The sequence below is a fragment of the Rohdeia mirabilis genome, from assembly GCA_007750655.1.
GTDB lineage: Bacteria > Planctomycetota > UBA1135 > UBA1135.
This window is the reverse complement of record CP036290.1, coordinates 1,995,821-2,021,019: the sequence shown is the minus strand read 5'-3', so window position 1 is coordinate 2,021,019 and position 25,199 is coordinate 1,995,821. Positions and strand designations below refer to the sequence as shown.

20 protein-coding genes and 1 tRNA gene are annotated in these 25,199 nt (G+C 71.2%); 15 read left to right on the top strand and 6 right to left on the bottom strand.

Annotated features, from left to right (window positions below; translation table 11 throughout):
* The first annotated feature begins 129 nt into the window (after positions 1-129).
* From Pla163_RS07585 to Pla163_RS07565, 5 genes are all read left to right on the top strand, one after another.
* On the top strand, positions 130-2,019 hold the full coding sequence (locus tag Pla163_RS07585; protein WP_145185979.1) for a sulfatase family protein: 1,890 nt from the start codon (positions 130-132) through the stop codon (positions 2,017-2,019).
* A 159-nt stretch (positions 2,020-2,178) separates the two neighbouring features.
* Entirely contained in the window at positions 2,179-3,081 is a 903-nt protein-coding gene (locus Pla163_RS07580) for a putative selenate ABC transporter substrate-binding protein (RefSeq protein ID WP_145185976.1), read from the top strand.
* A 90-nt stretch (positions 3,082-3,171) separates the two neighbouring features.
* A complete protein-coding gene (locus Pla163_RS07575) occupies positions 3,172-3,963 on the top strand; it encodes a phosphonate ABC transporter ATP-binding protein (protein ID WP_419186429.1) in 792 nt (263 codons plus the stop codon).
* Between the two features lie 64 nt (positions 3,964-4,027).
* A complete protein-coding gene (locus Pla163_RS07570; protein ID WP_419186428.1) occupies positions 4,028-4,861 on the top strand; it encodes a PhnE/PtxC family ABC transporter permease in 834 nt (277 codons plus the stop codon).
* The gene (locus Pla163_RS07565) at positions 4,858-5,784 is read left to right on the top strand and encodes a PhnE/PtxC family ABC transporter permease (protein ID WP_145185970.1); all 927 of its coding nucleotides are present in this window, start codon (positions 4,858-4,860) and stop codon (positions 5,782-5,784) included. The genes Pla163_RS07570 and Pla163_RS07565 overlap by 4 nt, the downstream gene beginning before the upstream one ends.
* Before the next feature lie 48 nt (positions 5,785-5,832).
* Here Pla163_RS07565 and Pla163_RS07560 read toward each other — a convergent pair whose 3' ends face one another.
* Complete coding sequence (locus tag Pla163_RS07560; protein ID WP_419186427.1) at positions 5,833-6,741, bottom strand: DUF2231 domain-containing protein; 909 nt, start codon at positions 6,739-6,741, stop codon at positions 5,833-5,835.
* A 293-nt stretch (positions 6,742-7,034) separates the two neighbouring features.
* Here Pla163_RS07560 and Pla163_RS07555 point away from each other — a divergent pair, with 293 nt between their 5' ends.
* Both Pla163_RS07555 and grxD read left to right on the top strand, forming a co-directional pair.
* A complete protein-coding gene (locus Pla163_RS07555; RefSeq protein WP_145185964.1) occupies positions 7,035-7,265 on the top strand; it encodes a BolA/IbaG family iron-sulfur metabolism protein in 231 nt (76 codons plus the stop codon).
* Positions 7,266-7,375: 110 nt separating this feature from the next.
* A complete protein-coding gene (grxD, locus tag Pla163_RS07550) occupies positions 7,376-7,678 on the top strand; it encodes a Grx4 family monothiol glutaredoxin (protein WP_145185961.1) in 303 nt (100 codons plus the stop codon).
* A gap of 140 nt (positions 7,679-7,818) precedes the next feature.
* Here grxD and Pla163_RS07545 read toward each other — a convergent pair whose 3' ends face one another.
* Positions 7,819-9,000: a saccharopine dehydrogenase C-terminal domain-containing protein gene (locus Pla163_RS07545; RefSeq protein WP_419186426.1), complete on the bottom strand. Its 1,182-nt coding sequence runs from the start codon at positions 8,998-9,000 to the stop codon at positions 7,819-7,821.
* Between the two features lie 109 nt (positions 9,001-9,109).
* Between Pla163_RS07545 and ilvA the strand changes: the two genes are divergently transcribed.
* On the top strand, positions 9,110-10,348 hold the full coding sequence (ilvA, locus tag Pla163_RS07540) for a threonine ammonia-lyase (protein WP_145185955.1): 1,239 nt from the start codon (positions 9,110-9,112) through the stop codon (positions 10,346-10,348).
* Positions 10,349-10,567: 219 nt separating this feature from the next.
* Here ilvA and Pla163_RS07535 read toward each other — a convergent pair.
* Positions 10,568-10,642 (bottom strand) — tRNA-Thr (locus tag Pla163_RS07535).
* Positions 10,643-11,203: 561 nt separating this feature from the next.
* Entirely contained in the window at positions 11,204-13,375 is a 2,172-nt protein-coding gene (locus Pla163_RS07530; protein ID WP_419186425.1) for a response regulator, read from the bottom strand.
* A gap of 635 nt (positions 13,376-14,010) precedes the next feature.
* On the opposite strand from Pla163_RS07530, the gene Pla163_RS07525 reads away from it, so the two are divergent.
* Positions 14,011-15,462, top strand: coding sequence for a sigma-54-dependent transcriptional regulator (locus Pla163_RS07525; RefSeq protein WP_419186424.1), 1,452 nt, complete (start codon positions 14,011-14,013; stop codon positions 15,460-15,462).
* Positions 15,463-15,508: 46 nt separating this feature from the next.
* Here Pla163_RS07525 and Pla163_RS07520 read toward each other — a convergent pair whose 3' ends face one another.
* Both Pla163_RS07520 and Pla163_RS07515 read right to left on the bottom strand, forming a co-directional pair.
* Positions 15,509-16,102: a hypothetical protein gene (locus Pla163_RS07520; protein WP_419186423.1), complete on the bottom strand. Its 594-nt coding sequence runs from the start codon at positions 16,100-16,102 to the stop codon at positions 15,509-15,511.
* Between the two features lie 683 nt (positions 16,103-16,785).
* On the bottom strand, positions 16,786-17,628 hold the full coding sequence (locus Pla163_RS07515; RefSeq protein ID WP_145185943.1) for a LysM peptidoglycan-binding domain-containing protein: 843 nt from the start codon (positions 17,626-17,628) through the stop codon (positions 16,786-16,788).
* A 694-nt stretch (positions 17,629-18,322) separates the two neighbouring features.
* Between Pla163_RS07515 and Pla163_RS07510 the strand changes: the two genes are divergently transcribed.
* The 6 genes from Pla163_RS07510 to Pla163_RS07485 all read left to right on the top strand — a co-directional run bounded on the left by Pla163_RS07510 (position 18,323) and on the right by Pla163_RS07485 (position 25,192).
* Entirely contained in the window at positions 18,323-18,826 is a 504-nt protein-coding gene (locus Pla163_RS07510; protein WP_145185940.1) for a hypothetical protein, read from the top strand.
* On the top strand, positions 18,823-19,623 hold the full coding sequence (locus tag Pla163_RS07505) for a 3-deoxy-manno-octulosonate cytidylyltransferase (protein WP_145185937.1): 801 nt from the start codon (positions 18,823-18,825) through the stop codon (positions 19,621-19,623). The genes Pla163_RS07510 and Pla163_RS07505 overlap by 4 nt, the downstream gene beginning before the upstream one ends.
* A gap of 114 nt (positions 19,624-19,737) precedes the next feature.
* Entirely contained in the window at positions 19,738-21,399 is a 1,662-nt protein-coding gene (locus Pla163_RS07500) for a CTP synthase (RefSeq protein ID WP_145185934.1), read from the top strand.
* On the top strand, positions 21,396-21,671 hold the full coding sequence (locus tag Pla163_RS07495; protein ID WP_145185931.1) for a DUF1844 domain-containing protein: 276 nt from the start codon (positions 21,396-21,398) through the stop codon (positions 21,669-21,671). The genes Pla163_RS07500 and Pla163_RS07495 overlap by 4 nt, the downstream gene beginning before the upstream one ends.
* Before the next feature lie 142 nt (positions 21,672-21,813).
* A complete protein-coding gene (locus Pla163_RS07490; RefSeq protein ID WP_145185928.1) occupies positions 21,814-23,442 on the top strand; it encodes a hypothetical protein in 1,629 nt (542 codons plus the stop codon).
* A gap of 4 nt (positions 23,443-23,446) precedes the next feature.
* The gene (locus Pla163_RS07485) at positions 23,447-25,192 is read left to right on the top strand and encodes a hypothetical protein (RefSeq protein WP_145185925.1); all 1,746 of its coding nucleotides are present in this window, start codon (positions 23,447-23,449) and stop codon (positions 25,190-25,192) included.
* Positions 25,193-25,199 lie beyond the last annotated feature (7 nt).

The window sequence follows — 25,199 nt, the reverse complement described above, 5'->3', positions numbered from 1 at the left end:
CGGGTGCCGCGAACGCGAGCCGGATCGCCGACGGGATCCGCGCGTCGCGCTCGAGTCCGGCCGCGTGCGCGGACGATCGAACCAAGGCGCCCGCCCGCCGCGCTCCCCCTCGTCCACCCTCCGCCCGTCGTGCTCCGCCGAAACCTCTCCCGCGCCGTCGTCGCCGCCATCCTCCTGAGCGCCATCGACGCGTTCTCGACGCGGCTGGGACTACCGCACCGTCCCGCCGGACCCGCGCTGTTCCTGCAGGGCGTCCTGCTCTGGCTGGTTCCCACGCTCGTGGCCACCGCGGTCCTGGCTCTCGCCGCGCGCGCTCGCGTCGCACGGTTCCTGCTCGTGCGCGGCACGGGCGACGAAGCCCGGCCGCTGCGCCTGGCGTTCGTCGTGTTGGCCGCCGCTGCACCGGTCCTGATGCACTCGGCGCTGAACGCGTTCACGTCGATCGGCGGCGACCTCTCGCGCCTGAAGACACCCGCGCCGTGGCTCACCGGACTGGGGCTCATGGCAGCCGGTCTGGTCACCGTTCTGCTCGCGGAGCGCCTGCTCGCCCGCGCCGCTGCGCCCGCGCGCGCCGGACTCGTCCTCGCGGCGATCCTGATCGGAAGCTATCTGCCTCCCGGTGGACTGCCCGAACCGGAACGGCCGACGCTCACGAGCGCGGACGCTCCGAACCTGTTGCTGATGGTCTGGGACACGGCGCGCGCAGGATCGTTCTCGTTCCTCGGCGGTGAGCGCGCGACCACGCCGGCGCTGGCCGAGTTGGCCGAACGCTCGCTGGTCTTCGACAACGCGCGTTCGGTCACGCACTTCACGTTCACGTCGCACCTGTCGATGCTGACCGGCCGGTACCCGACCGAGCACGGCGCGCGCCTGCTCGACACGCGGCACCTGCCCGAGTCCGGGGGCGAGACCCTGGCGCAGGAACTGCAGCGCGCCGGCTATCGCACGGGCGCGTTCGTCGGAACGGGCGTGCTGCGCGCGACGACCGGCCTGGACGCGGGCTTCGACACCTACGAGGACCGCGTCGATCCCGCGGGCACCGAGACGCACCTGTGGGCTCTCGTCCACGACCTGCAGGCGGTGCTGATCAGGAAGAAGGGGCTCGGTTGGAACGACGGCGAACCGCACTGGATCCAGGACTTCCAACGCCCGGCCGACGGTCCGCTCGACGAAGCGCGAGCCTGGATCGAGAACGGCGACGACCGGCCCTGGTTCGCGTTCGTGAACATGTTCGACGTGCACTGGCCGTACAACCCGACGGACGCGGCGCGCGCTCGGTACGCGACGAAGTACGACGGCGTGGTCGGCGGCCACGCCAGCCGCGCGAACGACTTCCCCGACGGCTACGTGATGGAGCCCGAGGACGACGCGCACCTCTTGTCGCTGTACGAGGCCGAGTTCGCGGACCTCGACGTCCTGGTCTCCGAGTTCTTGGACAGCCTCGACCTCGACGCGTCGAACACGGCCGTGCTGATCACCGCCGACCACGGCGAAGCGTTCGGCGAGGGCGGCGAGTACGAGCACGAGAACATCCTCGAGCCGCAGGTCACCGTGCCGATGGTGCTGCGTCTGCCGGGCGCCGCGCCGCGCTCGGGCCGCTCGTCGGTCCCGGTCAGCGGCATCGACGTCGCGCCGACGCTGCGCGCACTCGCCGGCCTGCCCGCACGTACCGAGCTCGGCTTGGACCTGGCCGCCGAGGACCTGCCCGACGACCGTGTGGTCTACGTGGAGGACCGCGACCACCACGACGTCGAGAAGGCCCAGTTCGCGGCCTACTCGGGGCGCTTCAAGCTCGTGTGGCTCGACGCGCTGCACGACGACCGGTTCGAGCTCTACGACCTCGAACTGGACCCGATCGGGCTGATCGATCGCGCGAACGAGCACCCGGACGTGTTCCGCGCGCTGAAGGCACGGCTGACCGAGGAGCGCGACTGGCTGCCGCTCGACGCCGTCGAGGGTCGCGCTGGCGGCGGGATCGACGCGGACGCCCTGCGCGCGTTGGGCTACATGGGCGACTGAGGGCACCCTTCGGCCTGGATCGACCGGTCGCGGCGGCAGCGGTCGCACCGGCGCTCCCCGGGGCCTATGCTGGGCCTCTCTCGGGCACGCGATCGACGTGCGCCCGGCCCACGTTCACCCACCCGGCTTCCCCGACAGACGAAGGGGAAGATTCCGATCATGAGATCCCTTCTCCGTGCCCTGGGCACCAGCGTCGTGCTCGTCGCGGCACCGTTGTTCGTGTCGTGCTCGGCCGAGTCCCACGGGACCGAAGCCGCCGTCCTGAAGTTCACCGCGATCCCGGACCAGAACGCGACCGAACTGAAGCAGCGCTTCGACACCGTCGCGGCCCACCTCACCGAAGAGCTCGGCATCCAGGTCGAGTTCGTTCCGGTCGCCGACTACACGGCTTCCGTCGAGGCCTTCACGAACGGCCAGGTGCACCTGGCCTGGTTCGGTGGTCTGACGGGGGTGCGCGCGCGCCTTGCCGTCGACGGCGCCCGAGCCATCGCGCAGGGCACCATCGACCCGCGCTACAAGAGCTACTTCATCGCGAACCCCGACAGCGGTCTCGAACCGGGCGGCTCGGGTCCCTTCCCGATGGAGCTCGCGGGCAAGAGCTTCACGTTCGGCTCCGACAGTTCGACCTCGGGTCGCCTCATGCCCGAGTTCTTCATCCGCGAAGCGACGAAGCAGAGCCCCGAGGACTTCTTCGGGTCGCCGAACCGCTACTCGGGCAGCCACGACAAGACCTGGGAAGCCGTGCAGAACGGGAGCGTCGACGCCGGCGCCCTGTCCTACACGACCTACGACAAGCGCCTCGCCGAAGGTGCCATCGACCCGGCCCGGTGCTTCATCGTCTGGCAGACGCCTGACTACCCCGACTACTCGTGGAACGCGCACCCCGCGATCGACGAGATCTTCGGCGCCGGCACGATCGATCGCCTACAGGCGGTCCTGGTCTCCATCGACGATCCAGAGCTCTTGTCCGCTCTCGACCGGCCCGAGGGATTGACCACTGCACGCAACGAGGACTTCGCTCCGCTGGTCGGCCTGGCCGAACAGCTCGAGCTCCTGCGCTGAGCGAGCGCGGACCACGGCGGCGTCTCCCGATTCGCACCTCGCACGCGAACCGGGAGCGCTGCACCGGCCGAGCTTCGAACCACACCACGCGTGGATCACACCGACGACCACCTGGCCCTCGAGGCTCGCGCGCTGGGCGTCACGTTCGGCTCGAAGACCGTCCTGCGCGGCGTCGATCTCGCGGTTCGACCCGGCGAGCAGCTCGCGCTCGTCGGTCCCTCGGGCAGCGGCAAGACGACCTTGTTGCGCGCCCTCGGTGGCGCGCTCCATCCGACCGTCGGCAGCGTCGCGATCGACGGGCGCGATCCCGCGTCCTTGGACCAGCGCCAACTGCGCGCGGTCCGGCGCTCGATCGGGTTCGTGCACCAGCACCTGGGGCTCGTCCCGCTCCTGCGCGTGAACCACAACGTGGCGCTGGGGCGACTCGGCGAGCGTTCGCTCGTGGGCGGCCTGCGCTCGGTGTTCGCGCCGTCGCGCTCCGAGGTGCACGAGATCCACCGACTGCTCGAGCGGGTCGGCATCGAGGAGAAGCTCTTCGAGCGCACGGACACGCTCTCCGGCGGCCAACAGCAGCGGGTCGCGATCGCACGCGCCCTGCACCAACGCCCGCGCATCCTGCTGGCCGACGAGCCGGTCGCGTCGGTCGACCCGGCGCGCGCGCGGGCCGTGATCGATCTCTTGACCGAGTTGGCGCGCGAGGAAGGTCTGACCCTCGTGGTCTCGATCCACAGCCTCGAACTGGCGCGCGCGAGCTTCGATCGACTCGTGGGTCTGCGCGCCGGCGAGGTCGTGTTCGACCGCCCCACCGCCGCCGTCGACACCCGGGACTTCGAACGGCTGTACCAGCTCGACGACACCGAGCTGCTGTCGGATGGCGCCTGAGCCGCCCCGGTCCGAAGCGCACGGACGCCCCCGGCGCGCGCCGCTTCCGCCCTCGTCGAGCCTCGTGCGCAACGTCGGCCGGCGCCTGCTCGTCACGGTCGGCCTCGCCCTGCTCGCGCTCCTTGCGTTCACGCAGCTCGACACGCCGCTGTCGGGTCTCGTTCCCGGTGAGTCGGGCTGGCGGATCGCGCGCGCGTTCTTCGCACAGGCCCTGTCGCCGGCACTCGACTACGAGGACCCGTCCCCCGGCTACCGTCCCTTCCTCGTCAAGGTCGCGCTCGGCGTCTGGCACACGATCCTGCTCGCCGCCGGCGGCATGACGCTCGCGATCGCGGTGGGCAGCGTCCTGGGCCTGATGGGCGCGAGCGCGTTCTGGGAGGATCGCGAAGGTCCGCGCGCCCTGCGTTCCCTGCGCCTCGTCCTGTTCGCATCCGTGCGCGTCGCGATCGCGCTGATGCGCTCCGTCCACGAACTCCTGTGGGCGGTCGTGTTCCTGGCCGCGTTCGGACTGACGCCGTTCTCGGCCGCGCTGGCCCTGTCGATCCCCTACGCCGGCACGCTGGCGAAGGTCTTCAGCGAGATGCTCGACGAGGAGCCGAGGCAGCCGGCACTCGCGCTGCGACAGCTGGGCGCGTCGCGACGTTGCGAGCTGGTCTTCGGACTGGTGCCGGGCGTGCTCCCGAACGCCGTCGCCTACACCTTCTACCGCTTCGAGTGCGCCCTGCGGTCGGCCGCGGTGATGGGCTTCTTCGGACTGCCGACGCTGGGCCTCGACCTGAAGCTGGCCTGGTTCGACCTGCACTACGCCGAGGTCTGGACCTACCTCTACGCCCTGGCCCTGATGGTGGTCGTCTTCGAACTGTGGAGCGCCGGTCTGCGCAGGCGGTTCGTCGTATGAGCGGTGCCGTGGACACGGGGCTCGGCGCCGACCGACAGCGGCGCATCCGCGAACTCGCCGCGCGCCGCCCGCGCAGTCGCTACCTGACCGTCTCGGTCGGTCTGGTCGGACTGCTCGGGGTGCTGGCCTGGACGACGGGCGGTCTCTTCCCGAGCTACCTCCTCGAGGCCTCGTCGCGCCAGAACCTCGCGCGCTTCGTCGGCGAGCTCGAGCCGGAGCCGCTGCGCGGTCGGCCGTGGAGTCTCGGCGAGCTCGGCGCGTGGGCCGGCGACGTCCTCGAGCGCACCCGCGGGCTCGAGGCGGCCTGGACCACGTTGCACCTTGCGATCGGAGCCATCGCGCTGGCCGCGCTGTTCGCGGCACTCGCCGCACCTCTGGGCGCGCGCAACATCGCGACGCGCGAGCCGCTCGATCCGAGTCGCGATCGCGGCGGCTGGCGCATCGTCCGACACCTGGTGCGCGGGTCGTTCGTCGCCTCGCGCGCGCTCCCCGAGTACGTGCTGGCCTTCCTGCTCATGGCGCTGTTGCCCTACAGCGCGTGGCCCGCCGTTTTGGCCCTCGCGATCCACAACGGCGGCATCCTCGCGCGCCTGCAGGCCGAGACCCTCGAGAACCTGCCCGCGGCGCCGTTGCGTGCCCTGCGCGGCGCCGGGGCGACGCGCGCGCAGGTGGCGTTCGCAGCCGGCTTCCCGCTCTCGCTCGGGCGTCTTCTGCTGTACGTGTTCTACCGCTACGAGACCTGCGTGCGCGAGGCCACGGTCCTCGGACTCCTGGGCGTCAGCACGCTGGGCTACGTCATCCAGGACGCGCGGTCGAAGCTGTACTACGACGAGATGGCCCTCCTGATCGGGCTGGGCGTCGTGCTGGTGCTCGCGGCGGACGCGCTGAGCTACCTGGTGCGGCGCTACCTGCGCGACGCCTGAACGGCGACGCGTGCGGTGATCCGGACGGAGCGCCGGTCGGACCGGCTCTCAGCGCAACATCGCTTCGAGCGTCGAACCCTCGGCGATCCAGCGGCGCACGCGTTCGATCTCGTCGGCCGACATCTCGCCCTCGGCCTTCGGTGGCATCGCGAGATCGTGGTCGCGCGGCAGCACCAGCACGCCGTACAGCGCGGAGTCGTCGGGCGAACCGGGTGCGATCAACGCCTCCCAGTCGAAGCCGAAGTAGATCTCCTGGGCCTTCGCGAGCTCCGAGAAACGCAGGTCGCCGTCGGCCTTCCCCGTCGGCCCGTGGCACTCGTAGCAGTGACGCGCCAGCACCGGCTCGACGTGCCCGAGGTACGTGATCGGCCCCGGGTCGGACGGCGACGACGGAGCGCTCACGCCGGCGCCGCTGCCGTCCAGCCCGATCGGCGGCAGCTGGATGGGCGGGATCGAGAGCGCCGGACGGGCCTCGAACGGACGCGAGTACCAGTCCGCGCCCCACACCATCTCGCCGCCGATCTTGCCGGTTCCGCCGGTCAGCACCGCGGTGATCACCAGCCCGGCGCGGAACAGCCGCACGGAGCGCGCTCCCTTGCGCGCTCCGAGGGCCACGACCGCCACGACCGAGGTGAGCAGAGCGAAGGCGGCGGCGGCCACTCCGAGCCACCGGTGCAGCTCGACGTCGGGCTCGCGCGACGGTTCGAGGCTCTCGTGGACCCACCCGGTCCCGCCTGCGACCAAGGCACCCAGGGTTCCGAACCACAGACACAGCACGGCGGCGCGCCGCAGCCCCGCGTCCCCGCGCAGGGCGTTCAGACCCTCGAACACGGCCGCCATCAGCAGCAGAGCGATCGGGAAGTGGATCGTCACCGGGTGCAGGCGGCCGAACAGCTCCGGCAGGGCTTCGGCCAGAGGGCGCGCGGTCTCGGCGAGGGCGAACGTGGAGGAGATCATCGGTCGAATCGGGCAGTTTCGTGGTCCATGGAGCGGCGCGCCCACGCGGGCCCCTGGGGCTTCGGACCCGCGGGGCTTCGGCCCCATGGCTTTCGCGGTCGCTCGGACTCGGCTCGCTCGCCGTGGCCCGACGACCGGCTGGCTTCGAAGGCCGACCAGGACCTTGGAACGAGGGCCGCGGCGTGCCGCTCCGGCCGTACTCTACGCTCGTTCCGCCGCCGCGCCGATCGGCCTGGGCACTGGCGCCCCGCCTCCGCGACCCCCTACGAAACCCCGACAGCGAATCCGATCCCGTGCTCCTCTCCACCAGCCAGCTCAAGGTCATCCTCGAGCGTGAGATCCCCGATGCCGTCGTCCAGGTCCGCGACCTGACGGGCACCTCCGACCACTTCGCCGTGGACGTGACCTCGCCGATCTTCGACGGCAAGAGCATCATCGATCAGCACAAGATCGTGCATGCGGCCTGCGGCGAACACCTCGGTGGCGCCATCCACGCCCTGCAGATCAAGACCCGCACTCCCTGAGGGCCACGCGTCCCGGACGCGATCGCCCCGACGAACGCACTCTTCGACCGAACGCGGCGGCCGACGCGCTCCGCACCGACCCGATCACTCTCCGACCCACACACACTCTCATGTTCACCAAGGAAACGATCCAGGACATCGTCACGTCCAAGCCCGTCGTGCTCTTCGCCAAGGGCACGCGCTTCCAACCGATGTGCGGCTTCAGCGCCCGCGCCATCGAGATCCTCGACCGCACCGGCGTCGAGTTCGAGGTCGTCAACATCTTCGAGGACGAGTCCATCCGCCCGTCGCTCGTCGCCTACTCGAACTGGCCGACCACGCCGCAATTGTTCATCAACGGCGAACTGATCGGCGGCAGCGACATCATGCTCGAGATGTTCGAGAAGGGCGACCTGCAGAAGAAGCTCGCCTGAGCCGCTCGCCGCCGCATCCGTGCGGCGCGCGCGACGCTCGACCGCAACGGACCGCGGCCCGCCTCCGTCGATCGACGGAGGCGGGCCGCTTCGCGTGCGGAGGTCCGGAACGCTCGCGCCGGACCGATCGACGGGCGCCGTCAGTCGCGCTCGATCGTGACCTCGATGCCGCGCGTCGCCAGCTCCCGCAGGAACGTGTGCGGATCGATCGCCGTCTCGAGCGTTCCGGGGCCGACGACCGCATCGCCGCGCGCGATCATCGCCGCACAGGCGGTGGCCGAGAAAGCGGTGGTGCGCTCCATCGACGAGTAGCCCGTGCGTTCGTCGTGCACGTCGAGCATGCGCGCGCGGATCGCCCGCTTGCCCTCGGGAGCCTGCGCGCCCTTCTTCTTCGGTTTCGCCTCCGCCCGCATGGTCAACACCGTGACGTCCTTGGCGCCCGGGTGCGTGAGGTGCTTCTCGAGCTGGTGGTGCAGGAGTTGGCGCGGAACGATGTCCGCGTTGCCGACACGAACCGGATCCTCCCCCAGCAGCCCGAGTTCGAGCAGCACCTTGAACTTCCCGTGGTGCCCCCGGTAGCGGATGGTCTTGTAGTCCAGCTCGTCGATGCGACCCGCGAAGGTCTGCGGCGTCGTCGAGAGCCCGCCTGAGGTGATGAAGGCCTCGACCGGTCCCAGCCCTTCGACCTCGAACTCCTCGAGCTCGGTGAACGTCGGCACCTCGGTCACCGCGCCGCCGCGCAGGACCTGGGCGCGCCCGAAGTACTCGTTCGTCAGTCCGGCGACGCTGAACACGATCATGTAGTCGAGCGGCGGCTTCGGATCCTGGGGCAGGCCGCCGCAGCGCACCTCGACCACCGAGCACGGACCGAGTTCGTCGACGGCGAGAGCCACGAGCAGGTTGCCGAGTCCCGGCATCAGACCGCAGTCGGGCAGCACGCACAGCTCGGCGCCGCGGTGGTGCGCGCGGTGCAGCTCGAGCTGTTCCTGCACGATCTCGGTGTTGCCACCCAGGTCCAGGTAGTGCGTCCCGCCTTCCAGCGCCAACTGCGTCATGGCCAGCGAGTAGCGGTACGGCAGCGCGTTCACGCACACCTTCGCCTCGGTGAACAGGGGCATCAGGGCGCGTCGATCGGAGGCGTCGAGCGCCTGACCGCGCAGGGCCTTGAAGCCCGTCGCCTGCGAGACGCGCCGCATGCTCGTCTGCAGCGAAGCCTCCCGTGAATCCACCCAGGTGATGGAGGTGGCGCCACCGTGCTCGACGAGGTCGTGAACGACCGCGGTGCCCTGGCGGCCCGCGCCGAGTACGAGATAGTGCGTCATGGACACGATGGTATCCGCACGGAGCCGTTCCCGTCGGAACCGCGCTCCGAGTCGAGCCTTCGGGCGACGGAGCTTGCCAGCGTGGCGCCTTCTAGGTTGAGATCCGTCCATGACCGACGCCAGCGCGCCCACCCATCCGGCCCAGGCCCTCTCCGCCATCCGCGCCGCGGCGCAGCGTCTCGAGCCGCACATCGTGCGGACGCCGACGGTGATCAGCCATTCGCTCGGAGCGGTGGTCGGGCGCCGCGTCCACCTCAAGCTCGAGACGCTGCAGCGCACGGGCTCGTTCAAGGTCCGCGGCGCGCTCAATCGCGTGCTCACGCTCTCGGACGCCGAACGCGCGCGCGGGATCGTCGCGGCCTCGGCGGGGAACCACGCCCAGGGCGTCGCGCTGGCGGGCGCACTGACGGGTTGCCGGGCGGTCATCGTGATGCCGAAGGACACGCCCGTCGTGAAGGTCGACCGCACGCGTTCGCACGGCGCCGAGGTCGTGCTGGCGGGCGTGAACTACGAAGAGGCCTACGCCACGGCGCGCACCCTGTGCGACGAGCAGGGCCTGGTCATGGTCCATCCCTTCGACGACCTCGAGGTCATCCACGGCCAGGGCACGATCGGGCTCGAGATCCTGGCCGATCTGCCCGACGTGGACACGATCGTCGTCCCGACCGGAGGCGGCGGCATGGTCGCGGGCATCGCGCTGGCCGTGAAGGCGCTGAAGCCGAGCGTGCGCATCGTCGGCGTGCAGGCCGAGGGCGCGAACCCCATGACGCGCTCGTTCGCCGCGGGCGAGCCCGTCGAGGTCGAGCGCCCCACCACGATCGCCGACGGGATCCGCGTCGGTCGCGTCGGCCTGAACACCTGGCCGTTGGTCCGCGACCTCGTGGACGACATGGTCAGCGTCTCCGAAAGCGAGATCACCGAGGCGATCGTGCGCGGGATCGAGGAGGTCAAGGTCGTGACCGAGGGCGCGGGTGCGGCGGGCGTGGCGGCGCTGCTCGCGGGCCGCATCGGCGCGGGCGACGTGGTCTGTTCGTTGATGTGCGGCGGCAACATCGATCTCAACCTGATCGCGCGCGTCATCGAGCGCGGCCTGACGAAGGCCGGTCGCTACCACGCGATGCGCCTGCGCACGCGCGACGTCCCCGGCCGGCTGCGCGCGATGGCCGAGGTCCTCGCGGAGCACGGAGCGAACATCGTCGACATCAGCCACTTCCGCGCCGGTTGGCGCATTCCCGTGGGCAGCGTCGAGATCGAGGTGTTGATCGAGACGCGCGGGGCGGGCGAGGGACGCGCGATCGAACTGGAGCTGACGGAGCGCGGCTTCGAACCGCTCGTGACCGGTACCTGACGTCCTCGCAGGCGCGGACGTCCGGCGACGCGACCCGTTCGCGCGCGAGCGAACGTGGCGCACGTCTCCCCGAGCTCGCCGGGCGTGTGCCTCTTCTCGGGCCCGTGCAGGACTGTGTCCGAGAAGGACCGTGCCCGTGCAGCACCGTGCCCGTGCAGAACCGTGCCGGTGAACGCAACCGGGGCGAGCCGTCCTGTGACGGCCCGCCCCGGGCGTGGATGGAGCCAGAGATCGGATTCGAACCGACGACCCCTGCTTTACGAAAGCAGTGCTCTACCGCTGAGCTACTCTGGCGATCGCGTCGGGCCAGTGGCCCGATCGAGCGCACTAGAATGCCGCAGCAGGCGGCCCGTGTGAACACTCCGCGGGAGATTTGAAGCGCCGCGCGGCCAGTCGTGCGACCGCGCGCCCCGATCCTTGGCGTGCTCGCGCGGTCGGAACTCGGCCCGGCGCGCTCGCGAGTCCACGCCCCGAGGACGGGCCTCGACGGATCGCGCCGCTCGCGCCACGTCAGCTCGCCTCGGAGACGGACCGCGCGCGCCGCACGGGAGTCCGCACGGAACGGTGACTCGAGAGGACGGTGACGCGCAGCAGCCGTGCGCCCGCGCTCCCGGCTCACGGTCCGCGCTCGTGCCACGGATCGAACGTGCGGACGGTCCCCGGCCGGTGCGACGCCACCCCGGGGCCGGCGAGGTCGCGGGACCTCTCGTCCCGGCATCTCGTCCCTGCTTCTCGTCACTGCTCCACGTCCAAGCTCCCCCGGACGCGACAGCGCGCGCCCGGACCGAAGTCGCGGGCGCGCGCTGCGCAGCTTCGACCGGATCGAGACCCGGTCCGCTAGCTAGAGGCGGTCGATCACTCGCTGACGGTCACGTCCGAACCCACGAGGGCTTCGGCGCGCTGGGCGTCACCGAGGGCCAGGGCACCGAGGGCCTCGGCCGCCGCCTGACGCACGGCGATCGCCGCGTCGGAGGTGACGAGGGCCTGGAGCGGCTCGTAGGCGCCATCAGCAGCACCGCCCGTGCGGCGCAGCAGGTTGGCGAGGGACTGACCCGCGACGGTGCGGGCAGCGTCGCTGCGCGCGTCGTCGGTCAGGACACCGAGCATGGCCGCGGCGTGGCTGTCGTTGCCGCGCAGCGCCAGGGTGCGCAGGGCCGGCACGATCACCGCATCGGGACGGGCTTCGCTCGAGGCGAGGGTTCCGGCGAGGTGGTCGCTGGCAGCGGACACGTCCACACCGGCCGCGGCGAGCGCGGACAGGGCGGAAGCGGCACGGGTGGCCAGGTCGTCGGCCTCGGCGCGGTCGGTGTTGACGCGCTCGGAGAGCGCCTCCTCCACGTCACCCACCTGGTCGACGCCGCGGACCACGGCGTTCGCGCGGTCGGAGTACAGCTCCTCGATGTCGTCGAAGGCTTCCGGGTCGTCGGCCACGACCACGAAGGGCGTGTTCGACAGACGTACGTCGTTGCGGACGTTGGTCAGCACCTGCTGGGTGGTGACGTCGGGAAGGGTGCTGGCACAGACCACCACGTCGACGCCACCGGCGCGGCGCAGGGTGGCGAGGCCCAGCAGACCCTTGTCCGAGCTGAGGCACGCGATGCCGGAGGCCTCGAGCGCCGCGACCATCTCGGTGCGACGGCGGTCGTTGGCGTCGATGACCAGCGCGGTGCGGTGGATCGAGCGGCCGCCGGCGGTGCCGAGGTTCGAGATCACGGCCGAGTCGACCGCGGTCGAGTTGCCCGACAGCGCGGTGTGGGCCAGCGCGATCGCGGCTTCTTCACGCACCTGGGGCACGTCGTGGCGCAGGGCCTGCTGCATGGCGGTCGTCGGCGCGCTGGCCGTCCGACCGTAGGTGCGCAGGATCGCGATCGTCGCGGCGATGTCGCCGTCGGCCATCGCCTGCTCGAGCGCACGCTCCATGGCGCTCGTCCCGGCGGACAGAGCGACCAGGAGACCCTGGGCGGCCTGGTCCATCTGGGACTCGACGTCACCGCCGGCGGTGGCGATCAGGCCGAGTTCGTAGTCCTGGACCACGGCGGCGCGCACGAGACCGGCGCGGGCGTCGAGGTTGGTCGCGTCGGCGTCGAGCGCGCGGTAGAAGGCGATCTTCGCCATCTCCTCGGGGTACATCGTGCGCGGCACGATGGTGGCCTCGAGGTCGCCGCCCTTCCAGTCCCAGACGACCTGGGAGTACATGAAGGGCAGGAGCACCTCGTCCGACTGGTTGAGGTACGAGTTGCCCTCGTGGACCAGTTGGGCCGACGGGCCGAGGTCGAGACCCGAGCGGCCCTGGCCTTCGAGGATGCGCGAGAGCGCGTCGCCGGCGGCGCTGCGGACACCCGGCTCGGCTTCGCTGTTCGCGAGCCAGGCGAGGGCGCCGATGGCCCGCGGGTCACCGATGTTCCCGAGGACGGCGGCCACGTTGCGGGCCATGTACGGATCGCTCGACTCGCTCTCGAGGGCTTCGACGAGCGGCGGCACGACCGAACCACCCATCTCGGCCAGCGACAGCATGACGCGCACGCGGTACGCGTCGTCCGAGCGGTCGGCGAGGGCGCCGAGCATGTACGGCACGGCGTACTCGCCGTGGCGCGCACGCAGGTCGGCCACGATGCGGCGACGGGCGCTCGGCGTCGGGTCGTCGTTCAGTGCCGTGAGCAGTTCACGGATCGCCTCGCGGTCGTTCTGGCGCTCGATGCGACCGAGTTCGGCCAGATCGAGGAAGCGCTTGGCGACCAGCTCGAACTGACCGCCGCGCATGAGCAGGATCATCCAAGCCTCTTGCTCGAACGGATCCTGACGCGCGAGGTGCTCGGCCTCGAGGGCCCGGAACAGCTCGTAGGCCTCGTCGGACGTGGGATCGAGCGCGAGAGCGCGTTCGAGCGTCGCCAGAGCCTCGGCCTCCTGGCCCTGCTCGAAGAGGCTCATCCCCTCGTTGAAGAGTTGGACGAGCTCGCTGCTCTGGGCGGCGACGGGTGCCGCGGCCAGGGTCAGCGCGAGCGCGGCGGGGACCAGTTTCCGGGTCAATCCGGTCATGGGATGCCTCTGCACGAGAATGGTGGGGTCGGGCGCCGCACGGGAAGCGCGCAGTGCCGAGTCGGGGGAGTCGCGGCCGTCGACGGGCGCGAGCGGCAGGGCGGGACGTCCGCAGACTCGCGCGGCACGACGGCAGCGCGAGCGGCCGACGCGCCGGGGCGCACGACCAGGGTGGGACGTTCCGTCCGGCGCCACGGGGGGGCCGACGGGAGCCTTCCGGGGGTCGGGAGGCGGACGGGGAATGGAGCGGGATGATAGCGAGGGGGTAGGGTCGGTCAAGCCAACCGAATCCCTCGAACCCTTCCTACACCCCCACCGCGTCGCGACTACGGTCCGAGCGCGGCGGGCCGGCACCCCGAGCGGCTCGGCCACGGGTCCGGCGGGCCACCATGGGGCGGCGAGTCGGGCTCGAACGCGAGCGCGGCCCGCCCCGTCCCGCCCGCGCGGACCCCGGCCGGTCCTCGAACCCGCTCCTGGCCACGAACCGGTCGCCCGGCCACCGATCGAGCGGCTCGCCGAGAGCCACCTGCGAAGAAATCGGCGCCCGCGCACCGCCGCACCAGCTGGCGAACGCGCGCCGACGGCTTCAGCTCCTCCCCACCTCCCCGTCCCCAGCGCCCTCGCCCGTGACCGACCCCCGCTCGAGTTCCACCCCCGACCCCGCCCGCACAGCGACGCGCGCGCTCCCGGTCCTGGTCGTGGACGACGACGCCGACATCCGCCTGGCCCTCGAGATGCTGCTCGCCTACGAGGGCTACGAGGTCTGGACCGCCGGCAGCGCGCGGGCGGCCCTCGCGCGCCTCGACGAAGAGGCCGCGCGCGGTCGCCTGTGCGGCGCCGTGGTGACCGACGTGAAGATGCCCGGGATGGACGGGCTCGAGCTGCTCGCGATCCTCGAGGCCCGGGACGACGCGCCGCCGGTGGTGGTCGTGTCGGGCCACGCGGACGTGGAGATGGCCGTGGGCGCCTGCCGCCAGGGCGCGGTCGACTTCCTCGAGAAGCCGCTCGACCAGAGCCGCGTGCTGGTCAGCGTGGCCGGCGCTCTGGAACGCGGCCGCCTCGAGCGCGCCAACCGCACGCTGCGCACCGAGCTGGGTTCGCGCTTCGATCCGGTGGGCGCCTCGGCCTCGTGGCGCGCCGTGCTCGACGACGCGAAGCGCGCGGCGGACGCGGACGTGCCGGTGCTCGTGACCGGCGAGAACGGCACGGGCAAGGAAGTGGTCGCGCGCCACCTGCACCTGTCGGGGCCACGCGCGCGCGGTCCGTTCGTGGCGGTCAACTGCGCGGCGATCCCGGACGAGTTGATCGAGTCCGAGCTGTTCGGCCACGAGAAGGGCAGCTTCACGGGCGCGCACGAGGCGCGCGTCGGGCACTTCGAGGCGGCGCACACCGGCGTGCTGTTCCTGGACGAGATCGGCGACATGCCGCTCGGTGCGCAAGCGGCGTTGTTGCGCGCGCTCGAGTCGCGCGAGATCCGGCGCGTGGGTGGTTCGGCGTCGATCCCGGTCGACATCAACGTGGTGGCGGCGACGAACACGGATCTGGCGGCAGCGGTGGACGCGGGCACGTTCCGCACCGACCTGTTGTTCCGCCTGTCGGTGGTGACGCTGCGCGTGCCGGCCCTGCGCGAGCGGCCCCAGGACGTGGAACCCTTGGCCAGGCACTTCCTCGAAGCGATCGGGCGCCGACTCGGTCGCCGCCCCCCCACGCTCGAACCGGACGCGGCGCAGCGGCTCGCGAAGCATCCCTTCCCCGGCAACGTGCGCGAGCTGCGCAACGCGATCGAGGCGGCGCACGTGTTCGCCGACGGCGACGCGCTGACCGTGGACGACATCGAGCGCGTGCTGGCGCGCGGGCCGCTGCTCGCATCCGCAGCGACGAGCGCGCGCGCCGTGGACGCGAACGGCGACGACCCGTTCGACGCCGAGACCTTCGAGGCGTTCAAGGAGCGCTCCGAGGCGCTCTTCATCGCGCGCAAGCTGGCCGCGAACGACGGCAACGTGAAGCGCACGGCCGAGGAGCTCGGCATGCAGCGCAGCCACCTCTACAAGAAGTTGGATCGGTACGGGTTGCGCTGATCGCTCGAGCCCGCTCGCGCTGCCAGGCTCGCGCGACGCACCTGACTCACTCGATACTGAGAGTGGTCAAACGTCCCTGCGCATCGAATCCGAGCCATGCGAACTCGATGGTCTCGGCGAGCGGTGGCAGCAGGTCGAGCGCAGGCTCGAAGTGATACTCGAGCCACATCGAGTCGCCGACGCCTCGCGCGCTCACTTTGGGAGATCCGAAGACGACAACGATCTCGTCGAGACCCAGGGCCCAGTGCCGCAGAGCCAGCAAGATGTCCTCTTCTCGACGCTCGCCCGCAACGATGACGTCGGTCAACAGGGCCGCCGCTCGCGCTCGATCCAGTTCGGTGTGGCGCTCGATGAACCGCGTCCAGGCCAATTCGCCCGCCTGGAACACCGGCGCCGCGGCAACCACACCGCTCGCGCTCTGCGCCGCCATCGATTCGAGTGCTTCGATCGCCGTGCGAAGCGCCTCCACCTCGCGCCGGAGTTCGTCGGCCACGGCACGTTCACCGACCGATTCGCCGATCGCCCGTCGCTCGGAGGTCAACTCCCGCGACAGCGCGTCGATCGCCTCCAGGATGGCTGCCGTGTCCGCACCGTCCGTCGCCTCGGCGGGCGGCGAAGGCTCGGTCGTCACCGGCGCCAACGGCGCGGTCGATGGACTCGCGGAGTCGCCACCGAACGCGAGTGCGCCGCTGACGACACCAATCAGGAATAGGCCAAGTGCGAAGAGCGAGCTGCGAACGTCCATGGCGTCAGCCTAGCGGAAGCTCGACTCCGCGACCTGGACAGCACGGCCCACCCTGCCGCAGCGCCAACAGGTCGAAGAGCCGACCGCCGACAACGGCGACACGCGATCACGAGCCCTCTCGACACCAGGCAGCGTGACGTCTCACGCGCCGTGCATCCCGACGCGCCAACGGCGCCAGCCGTTGGGCCAGCAACAAGAAGATCGGGATGCTGACCGCAACCGTTCTGCGACGCGCAGAGTCCGAGCGCGTCGCAACATCGCTACGGAATCCGAAGCTGCATCCCGACACGCACCAACGGCGCCAGCCGTTGGGCCAGAAGCACCGAACGGCGCCAGCCGTTGGGCCAACAACACGAAGATTGGGATGCGGATCGCAGCGCGCCGCGCAGAACTGCCACGCACGCAGCACGCTGGGCACCGTCACGCTGTTCGTTGCGTCTCATGCAGGCGCGCCAACGGCGCCAGCCGTTGGGCCAGAGACACCGAACGGCGCCAGCCGTTGGGCCAGCAATAAGAAGATTGGGATGCTGATCGCAGCCGCTCTGCGACACGCAAGGTCCCTGCGCGTCGCAGTTCCGCTACGGGATCCTGAGCTGCATCCCGATCTTCAGATCGTTCTCGTTCGGCAGCACGTCGCGGTTCGCGTCGAAGATGCGCGTCCACAGGCTCGCGCGGCCGTAGTAGGCGAAGGCGATGCCGGTCAAGGTCTCGCCCGACCGGACCACGTGGGTACGGAACGTGCTGCCGCTCGGAGCGTCCGCGACGTCCTGGACGGGTGCGCCGTCGGGGCCGGTCTTCGGCGTGCGCGGCGCGGGACGGCCGGGAGCGCGCGGCTCGAACGTCTCGGTGCGCGCGGCGGTGCGGCCGGCGAAGGAGCTGCTCAGCACCAGGATCTCCATCCCGGCCTGGGGCGGACCGACGGCCTCGTTGTCCCGACGCAGCACTTCGGCGTAGGCACCGTTGCCGTAGAAGCGCTCGGCGAGCACGAGCCACGAGACGTCGTTCGCGCGCACGCGGTAGATGTAGGCGCCGACCTGGCTGGGGTGCTCGGTCAGTCCCTGGACCCCGTCGCGCAGGGGCGGGTAGCCGTTCGCGATCACGGCCGGCGTCGGTGCGACGTCCGCACCGCGCTCGGCCGCCGCCTCGGTCGTGCCGGTGGCGGACAGGAGGGCGCCGCGCTCGTCGCCGCGTGACGATCCCGTCGCGAAGGGGTTGGTGCCGGCCGAAGGGGTCGCGCTCGACGCACCCGCGCGGTCGTCGACGGCGTTCGAGCCACCGATCGGGGCGACCGCCGCGGTCGTCCGATCGAGCGCGGCGGTGCGGTCGCCAGCGGACTCGACGGGCGTCTGGAAGGACACGACGAGGACCACCGAGGCGAGGAAGATGACGGTCAGGACGACCAGCTTCTCGAAGCTACCCATGGGAGAGTGAGGGAGACCTGTGGGTCGGTGTGAGAGGTGGCGAGCGACGGCCGGGTCGCGCGGACGCGGGGTCGGGTGCCGTGAACGGAGGTGCCGAAGGCCGGCGACGGGCGGGCGACGGGGAGCCTCGGACCTTTGCGGGCCGAGCGGCGGAGCGGATCCGAGCGCTGGGCACCGGATGCGATCGAGGTGCCGGGTCGAGAAGACCGGGTCGAGGACCGGGGCGACGACGGCGGCGCGCTGGTGGCGCGCGCCACAGCGCCCCCGGTCGGCGGAGATGGCCTGCAGCCCGACGTCCGATCGCGCGGGCGCCGCTGCGAGAGCGGAGGACCGATCGGACGGTGAGCGAGCGTCGGGACCGGCGACGGTGAACCCAACGGAGGAAGACGGTCGACGTCGAGAAGTCGGAGCGAGGCGCGCTCGCGGCCGGAGGGGACCGTTCGGACCCGCGCGGAGTCGACTCGGTCGCGGCCCGGCCGGGCCAACTTCTGTTCGTGCCACGCGTTCGAGTGACGGCGACCGCGCGCGGCGGCCACCGATCTCGGTCGGCGTAGGTCGGCAGTGTCGGGGCCCGCGGGTACCCGAGTCAATCACCGCTTCGAACCCGTTCCCGCGTGGAGGTCAACGCCCGGCACGCCCCGTCGCTATCCTGTGCGCCGCCGCGCGCTCCTCCACCCCGCGCCGCCCCAACTCCATGGCACGCCTCCTCCTCCTCGTTCTCGCGCTCCTCCCCCTCGGCTGCCGCTCCAGCTCGTCCCTGCCGGCCGACGAGATCGACTCGATCAGTTTCGTCGGCGAGCTGCGCGGCTACAGCTTCGACGGCGGCGATCGCTTGACCATGCGCAACGACTACGGGGTGGAGCGCGTGGACGTCCTGTCCCAGGCCGGTGACCCGGGCGTGAAGCTCGCCCCGCCCTTCGCGATGAACGCCACCTACGAGCGCCTGCTCGAGCTCGGCATGGAGGGTCGTCTGCGTCCCGGCGCCCTGCCCACCAAGCCCGGCTTCGAGATCGAGCGCCAGGGGGGACTCTTCCACTTCTCCCTGGCCCAGGCGCGGACGGAAGGCGTCACCGGCTACACCCAGATGGTGCTCGACTTCGCCGACATCTACAGCAACGTGCTGTCGCTCCAGGCGGTCGACCAGGAGCGCGCCCTCGAGGCTCTGCGCGCCAGCGAGAAGACCGCTCTCGGTCGATGAAGTCCGGCTCGGAGCGCCAGCGCCCGGGCGCCCCGGGCGGCGGCATCGGCCCCTGCGCCCTGGCGATCGTCCCGGCCCGCATGGCCTCGACGCGCCTGCCGCGCAAGATGCTGCTCGACCGCACGGGCATGCCGCTCTTCGCCCACACGGTCCTGCAGGCCGAGCGCTGCCACGCCTTCGAGCGCGTGGTGCTCGCCACCGACGACCAGGAGATCGCGACGCGCGCCACGGAACTCGGCATCGAAGCGGTCCTGACCGACCCGAACCACGAGAGCGGCACCGACCGCGTGGGCGAGGCCCTGGCCCAGCTCGAGGCCCGCGAAGGTCCCCAGTGGGAGGTGGTCGTGAACGTCCAGGGGGACGAACCGGAGATCGACGCGGACGACCTGGGGGCCCTGGTGGCCGCGTTCGAGGACGACGACGTGGAGGCGGCGACCCTGTGGGCCCCGCTCGACCCGCGTCGCGCGGACGACGCGTCGGTCGTGAAACTGGTCGCCGACGTCCGTGGAAGGGCCCTGTTCTTCTCGCGCTCGCCGCTCCCCGCGCTGGGCCACGGCGGCGAGCCCTGCATGCGCCGCCAACACCTGGGGGTCTACGCCTTCCGTCCGAACGCCCTGCGCGACTTCATCGGGCTGCCGAAGTCCGAGTGGGAGCGCTCGGAGCGGCTCGAACAGCTGCGCTGGCTGGAGGCCGGCCGCTCGATGCACGTGGTGAGAGCCCACGCGCCCGCCCGCGGCATCGACACCCAGGCCGACTACGACGAATTCGTCGAGCGCGCGGCGGCGCGCGGGCGCTGAGACCCGGACCGAGTTCGGCGCCGGACGAACATCTGCGGACCTGGTGCCGCGTGAGACTCGCGGCGTCTCGGCGGGACCGACCGTCGCCCCGTCGGGTTAGGGTGACCGCACCCCATGGCCAAGCATCTCTTCATCACCGGCGGTGTCGTCTCGAGCCTCGGCAAAGGTCTCACGTCGGCAGCGGTCGGACTCCTGCTCGAGCAGCGCGGATTCCGCGTGTCCATCCAGAAGCTCGACCCGTACATCAACGTGGACCCCGGGACGATGAGTCCCTTCCAGCACGGCGAGGTGTACGTCACCGACGACGGCGCGGAAACGGACCTGGACCTCGGTCACTACGAGCGCTTCACGCACGCGCGCCTGACCAAGAACTCCAACTTCACCACCGGCAAGATCTACCAGTCGGTGATCGAGAAGGAGCGCCGCGGCGACTACCTCGGGCGGACCGTGCAGGTCATCCCGCACATCACCGACGCGATCAAGGAAGCGGTCTACGCCGGCGTCAGCGACGACGACGTGGACTTCGCGATCACCGAGATCGGGGGCACGGTCGGTGACATCGAGAGCCTGCCGTTCCTCGAGGCCATCCGGCAGTTCGCGCTCGAACGCCCGCCCGAGGACGTGATGTTCATCCACGTCACGCTGCTCCCCTACCTCAAGGCCGCGGGCGAACTGAAGACCAAGCCGACGCAGCAGTCCGTCGGCAAGCTGCGCGAGATCGGCATCCAACCGCACGTGCTGGTGTGTCGCACCGAACAGCCGATGACCGGCGACATGGCGCGCAAGATCAGTCTCTTCTGCAACGTGCGTCCGGGCCACGTGATCGAGGAGCGCGACGTCGACCACTCGATCTACGAAGTACCGCTGATGCTGCACGACGCGGGCCTCGACCGCATGATCCTCGAGCACACGCGCACCCACGCGCGCGAGCCGCAGTTGGACGACTGGCGCGCGATGCTGAAGCGCCTGCTCGCGATCGACTCCTCGGTCGAGATCGCGGTCGTCGGCAAGTACATCGAGCTGCACGACGCCTACAAGTCGATCTACGAGTCGCTCAGCCACGCCGGCATCACGAACGACGTGCACGTGCGCATCCGCAAGGTCAGCGCCGAGGATCTGCTCGACGAGGACGGCGTCACGCACCTCGAGGGCGTCGACGGACTGCTGGTGCCGGGCGGCTTCGGCGAGCGCGGCCTCGAGGGCAAGATCGCCGCCATCCGCTGGGCGCGCGAGACCGGAGTCCCGTTCTTCGGCATCTGCCTCGGCATGCAGTGCGCCGTGATCGAGGTGGCGCGCCACCTCGCGGGGCTCGAAGGCGCGCACACGCTCGAACACTCGGCCCACACGCCCCACCCCGTCATCCACCTGATGGAGGACCAGAAGGACGTCGAGGACAAGGGCGGCACGATGCGCCTGGGCGCGTACCCGTGCACCTTGGAGGAGGGCACGATGGTCGCGGGGTTGTACGGCACGCTCGACATCTCCGAGCGCCACCGCCACCGCTTCGAGTTCAACAACGCCTATCTGGTGCGACTGCGCGAGGCCGGCCTCGTCGCCTCGGGCCGCAACCGCGAGCTCGACCTGGTCGAGATCGTCGAACTGCCCGACCACCCGTTCTTCGTGGGCGTCCAGTACCACCCCGAGTTCAAGTCGTCGCCGCTCTCGCCGCACCCGATCTTCGAGGGGTTCGTGCGCGCCGCGCGCGAGCACGCTCAGAAGTCGGGCGGTGGGGCTTCGGAGTCCGCGACCCTGGTGCCACAGGGGAGCCGCGCGTGAACGGACACGACGACGACGACGGGATCGACCCGGCCCTGGCCGGCGGCGACTTCAAGCTGTTCGTGACGCGCCTCGGGATCCAGGCCTTGATCGCGCTCGGTGTGATCGAGAATCCGGTCACGGGCGAGAAGGTCGAGAACGAGGTGCAGGCCCGCATGCTCGAGGCGGACCTCGGCATGCTCCTGCGCAAGACCGAAGGCAACCTCGAGCCCGACGAGGCCGACAAGCTGCGCGAGGTCCTGTCCTCGATGCGCGAGCGCCTCTCGCGCTGACACGGCTGGCCCGGGCGGCAAGCTCGACGCTGACGCGCGGGCCCGCGCGGACGATCGCCTGCGCGAACGCGGCGTGCGACACGAGACGGGCCGAGGGAACGGGGCGCCGCCCCACCCAGCGGGCTATTCTCGACCTGTACCGATGACCGCCCCCGTGCCCCCCCAGCCGGTCTTCCGGCCACCGGACCGCACCGTCCTGCCGTCCGCGATCCTCGCCGCCCTGCTGGCCGCCTACGTGGCCCTGGCCGCGGGCTTCGCGTGGGTCGGCGACGATGCGTTCATCGCCTTTCGCTACGGGCGCAACCTGGCCGAGGGCGCGGGCCTGCGCTTCAACCTGGGCGTCGACCCGCCGGTGGAGGGCTACACCCAGCTGACGTGGATCCTCGTCGTCGCGCTGATCGAGCGCCTCGTTCTCGAGATCGTGCACGCGAGCCGCGTCGTGGAGATCACGCTGGGAGCGCTGCTCCTCACCGTCTGCGTGCGACGGTTCGCCACGTTCGAAGGCGGCCGGCCGCTCGCCGTCGTGGCGGGCTTCCTCCTGCTCACGTCGCCCGGCTACGTGATCTGGTCGTCGGGCGGACTGGGCACGATGCTGTTCGCGCTGTCGATCTTCCTGTGCGCCGATCGCGTGCTCGCGACGTTGCGCGGCGGCTCGCTGGCACTGGCCTGCGCGGCGTCGGCCTTCGTGGTCTACGTGCGCTTCGACGGCCTCTACTTCGTGGGCGTCGTCCTCTCCACCGCGTTCGTGCTCGGGTGGTTGCGGTCCGACGCGCGGGCCCTCGTGCGCACCAGCCTGGTCGCGAGCGCCGCCGTCGCGATCGGATTCGCGGCGCAGACGGCCTGGCGCCTGTCGTACCACGGCGACTGGCTGCCCAACACGGCGCGCGCGAAGGGCGACTTCGACCTGCGCACGCTCGAGCGCGGCTTCGACTACCTCGTGTCGAACTGGTTCACGGTGCCGCTGCTCGCGGTGGCACTGGTCGCCGCCCTCGTCCTCGTCGTGCGCGAGCGCGGCCGGGAACCGTGGCACGTCATGGCGCTCGGAGTGATCGGCGGCGCGAGCGTCTACGGCGTGCTCACCGGTGGCGACTTCATGCCCATGGGGCGCTTCTTCGTCCCCGCCCTGCCGTTCGTCGCGCTGGTCGGCGCGCGACTCGTGCTGCTGGCGGGACGCGAACGCAGCGCGGGCGACGCGGTGGCCTGCGCGTTCGCTCTGTTCCTCGCCAACGCGCCCGCGCTGTTCGACGTTTCGTTCGTGCCGCAGCGCGCGCGCGAGGCCATGACCTTCCGCTGGGGGTGGCCGTACGAGTCCGAGATCGGCTTCCTCGGCGGGATGCAGCAGCGCGTCCACGAGTGGACCCTCTTGGGCCGCGCTCTCGGCCAACACGTCGACCCTGGCGACTCGCTCGTGCGCGGACCGATCGGTGCGGTGGGCTACTACTCGCGCATGACGCTCTACGACCAGTACGGACTGATCGATCGCGAGGTCACCACGAGCGCGCGGCCCCACGTGGACACGCGCACGCTGCCCGGTCACGACCTCAAGGTGCCGCACGGCTTCTTCGCCGCGCGTCGGCCGACCTACCTGTCGGCCGATCTGCTCCTGGGCGAGTTCCCGGGCACAGCGATGTACGAGGAAGCGCGCCCCGCGATCGACAGCGGCCTGCTCGTCGTCTTCCCGGTCGAGGCGCAGGACGGCTTCCCCCAGCGCGGCACGCTCGCATTGACGCGCTACTGGGCGCCGCCCGTTCCGCCGGTCGATGGGAAGTGAGCCGGTGAACGCCCCCTGCGCGACCCAGCGTCCGACCTGGTTCTTCCCTGCGTTGGCGCTCGTGCTGATCCTGCAGGTCGCGCTCGCCGTCGCGTTCGGCTGGGTCGGCGACGACGCGTACATCGCGTTCCGCTACGCGCGCAACCTGGCGGCGGGCGAGGGCCTGCGCTTCAACCCCGGGACGCACACACCGGTCGAGGGCTACACGCAGCTCTTGTGGGTCCTCGTCGTCGCGCTGATCGAGCGCGCGGGGCTCGAGGTGGTGACGGCGACGAGGACGGTCGAGATCGCCTGCGGCGTGCTCCTCATGGCCTGCGTCACCCGCTGGGCCTGGCGCAACGTGTCGCCGACGTGCGCCCTGTGGACCGCGCTGCTGTTCGCGACGGCACCGACGGTCGTCGTGTGGTCGAGCGGCGGACTGGGCACGATGCTGTTCGCGCTGGTGGTGTTCACGTCGGCGACGAATCTGTGGAGCGCCACGACGCCGACCTCGTGTGCGGCGCTCGTCTGTCTCCTGGTCACGCTCGTGCGCTTCGACGGGCTGTACTTCGTCGGAGCCCTGCTCGCCGCGACGCTCGTGGCGGCGACGGGCTGGACGCCCCGCGGGAGAGCGGCGCGAGGCGGCAGCTCCCGTGCGGTGGTGCGACGCGCGTGGATCTGTGTCGGTGTGGTGGCCGTCGGCTTCGCGCTCCAGACCCTCTGGCGCCTCGGCTACCACGGTGACTTCCTGCCCAACACGGCCCGCGCCAAGGTCAGTTTTGGCTGGCGACCGTTCGAACGCGGACTCGACTACCTCCTGGCCCACTGGATGGCGATCCCGACCTCGCTCGCCACGCTGGTCGCGGCGCCCGTCCTCCTGTGGCGGCGGTCCGTCGCTGCGGAGCCGGGCACCGGGCGGACGGAGGCCGACTTCCGCCGGAGCGGTTTCCTGTGGACGGGTTTCCTCCTGTGCCTGGCGACGTTCGCGTACGGCGTGCTCACCAGCGGCGACTTCATGGCGATGTGGCGCTTCTTCCTGCCCGCCATGGCCTTCCTGGCGCTCTTCGCAGGGCTGTGGATCGACCGGATCGGGCGCACGGGTGGACCGTTGCGACGGCGCAGCGTGCGCGTGCTGCTCGCGGCGGCGCTGCTGCTGGGATGGTTCCCCGCGCTGTTCGCGCAGCCTCCGTGGCCGCGCGCTCTGCTCGTCGCGACCAAGTTCCGTTGGCGCATCGCCTACCAACCCGAGCACGAGTTCCTGCGAGGCGACGCGGAACGGGGCCGTCACTGGGCGAACCTCGGTCGCGCGCTCGCCCTGCACACGACGGAGGGCGAGTCGCTCGTGGCCGAGGCCGTGGGCGCGGTCGGCTACCACACTCGGCTGACGCTCTTCGACCGCTTCGGGCTGGTCGACCGCGAGGTGGCGCGCACGATTCGCGCGGACCCGGCCCAACTGCGCCTGCCGGGGCACGACACGCACGCTCCGCTCGCGTTCTTCGCGGACCGCGAACCGACCTACGTCATGGCGGAGCTGCGATCGGGCGAGTACCCGGGAACGCCGCTGTACGACGCCTTCGTCGCGCAGGCCGATGCGTCGCTCGGACGGGTGCTCCTCTTCGCCGTGCACGCGGAGGACGGGTTCGAAGAGGACGGCACCCTGCTGTTGGTGCGCTACGACTCGGACCATGCGCGCGCCGTCGACGCGGCCGACCTCTTCCGCCGCGAAGCGATCGAACGCGAGCGGGCGCGGCGCCTCTTGCAGAACGACTGAGGCGGAC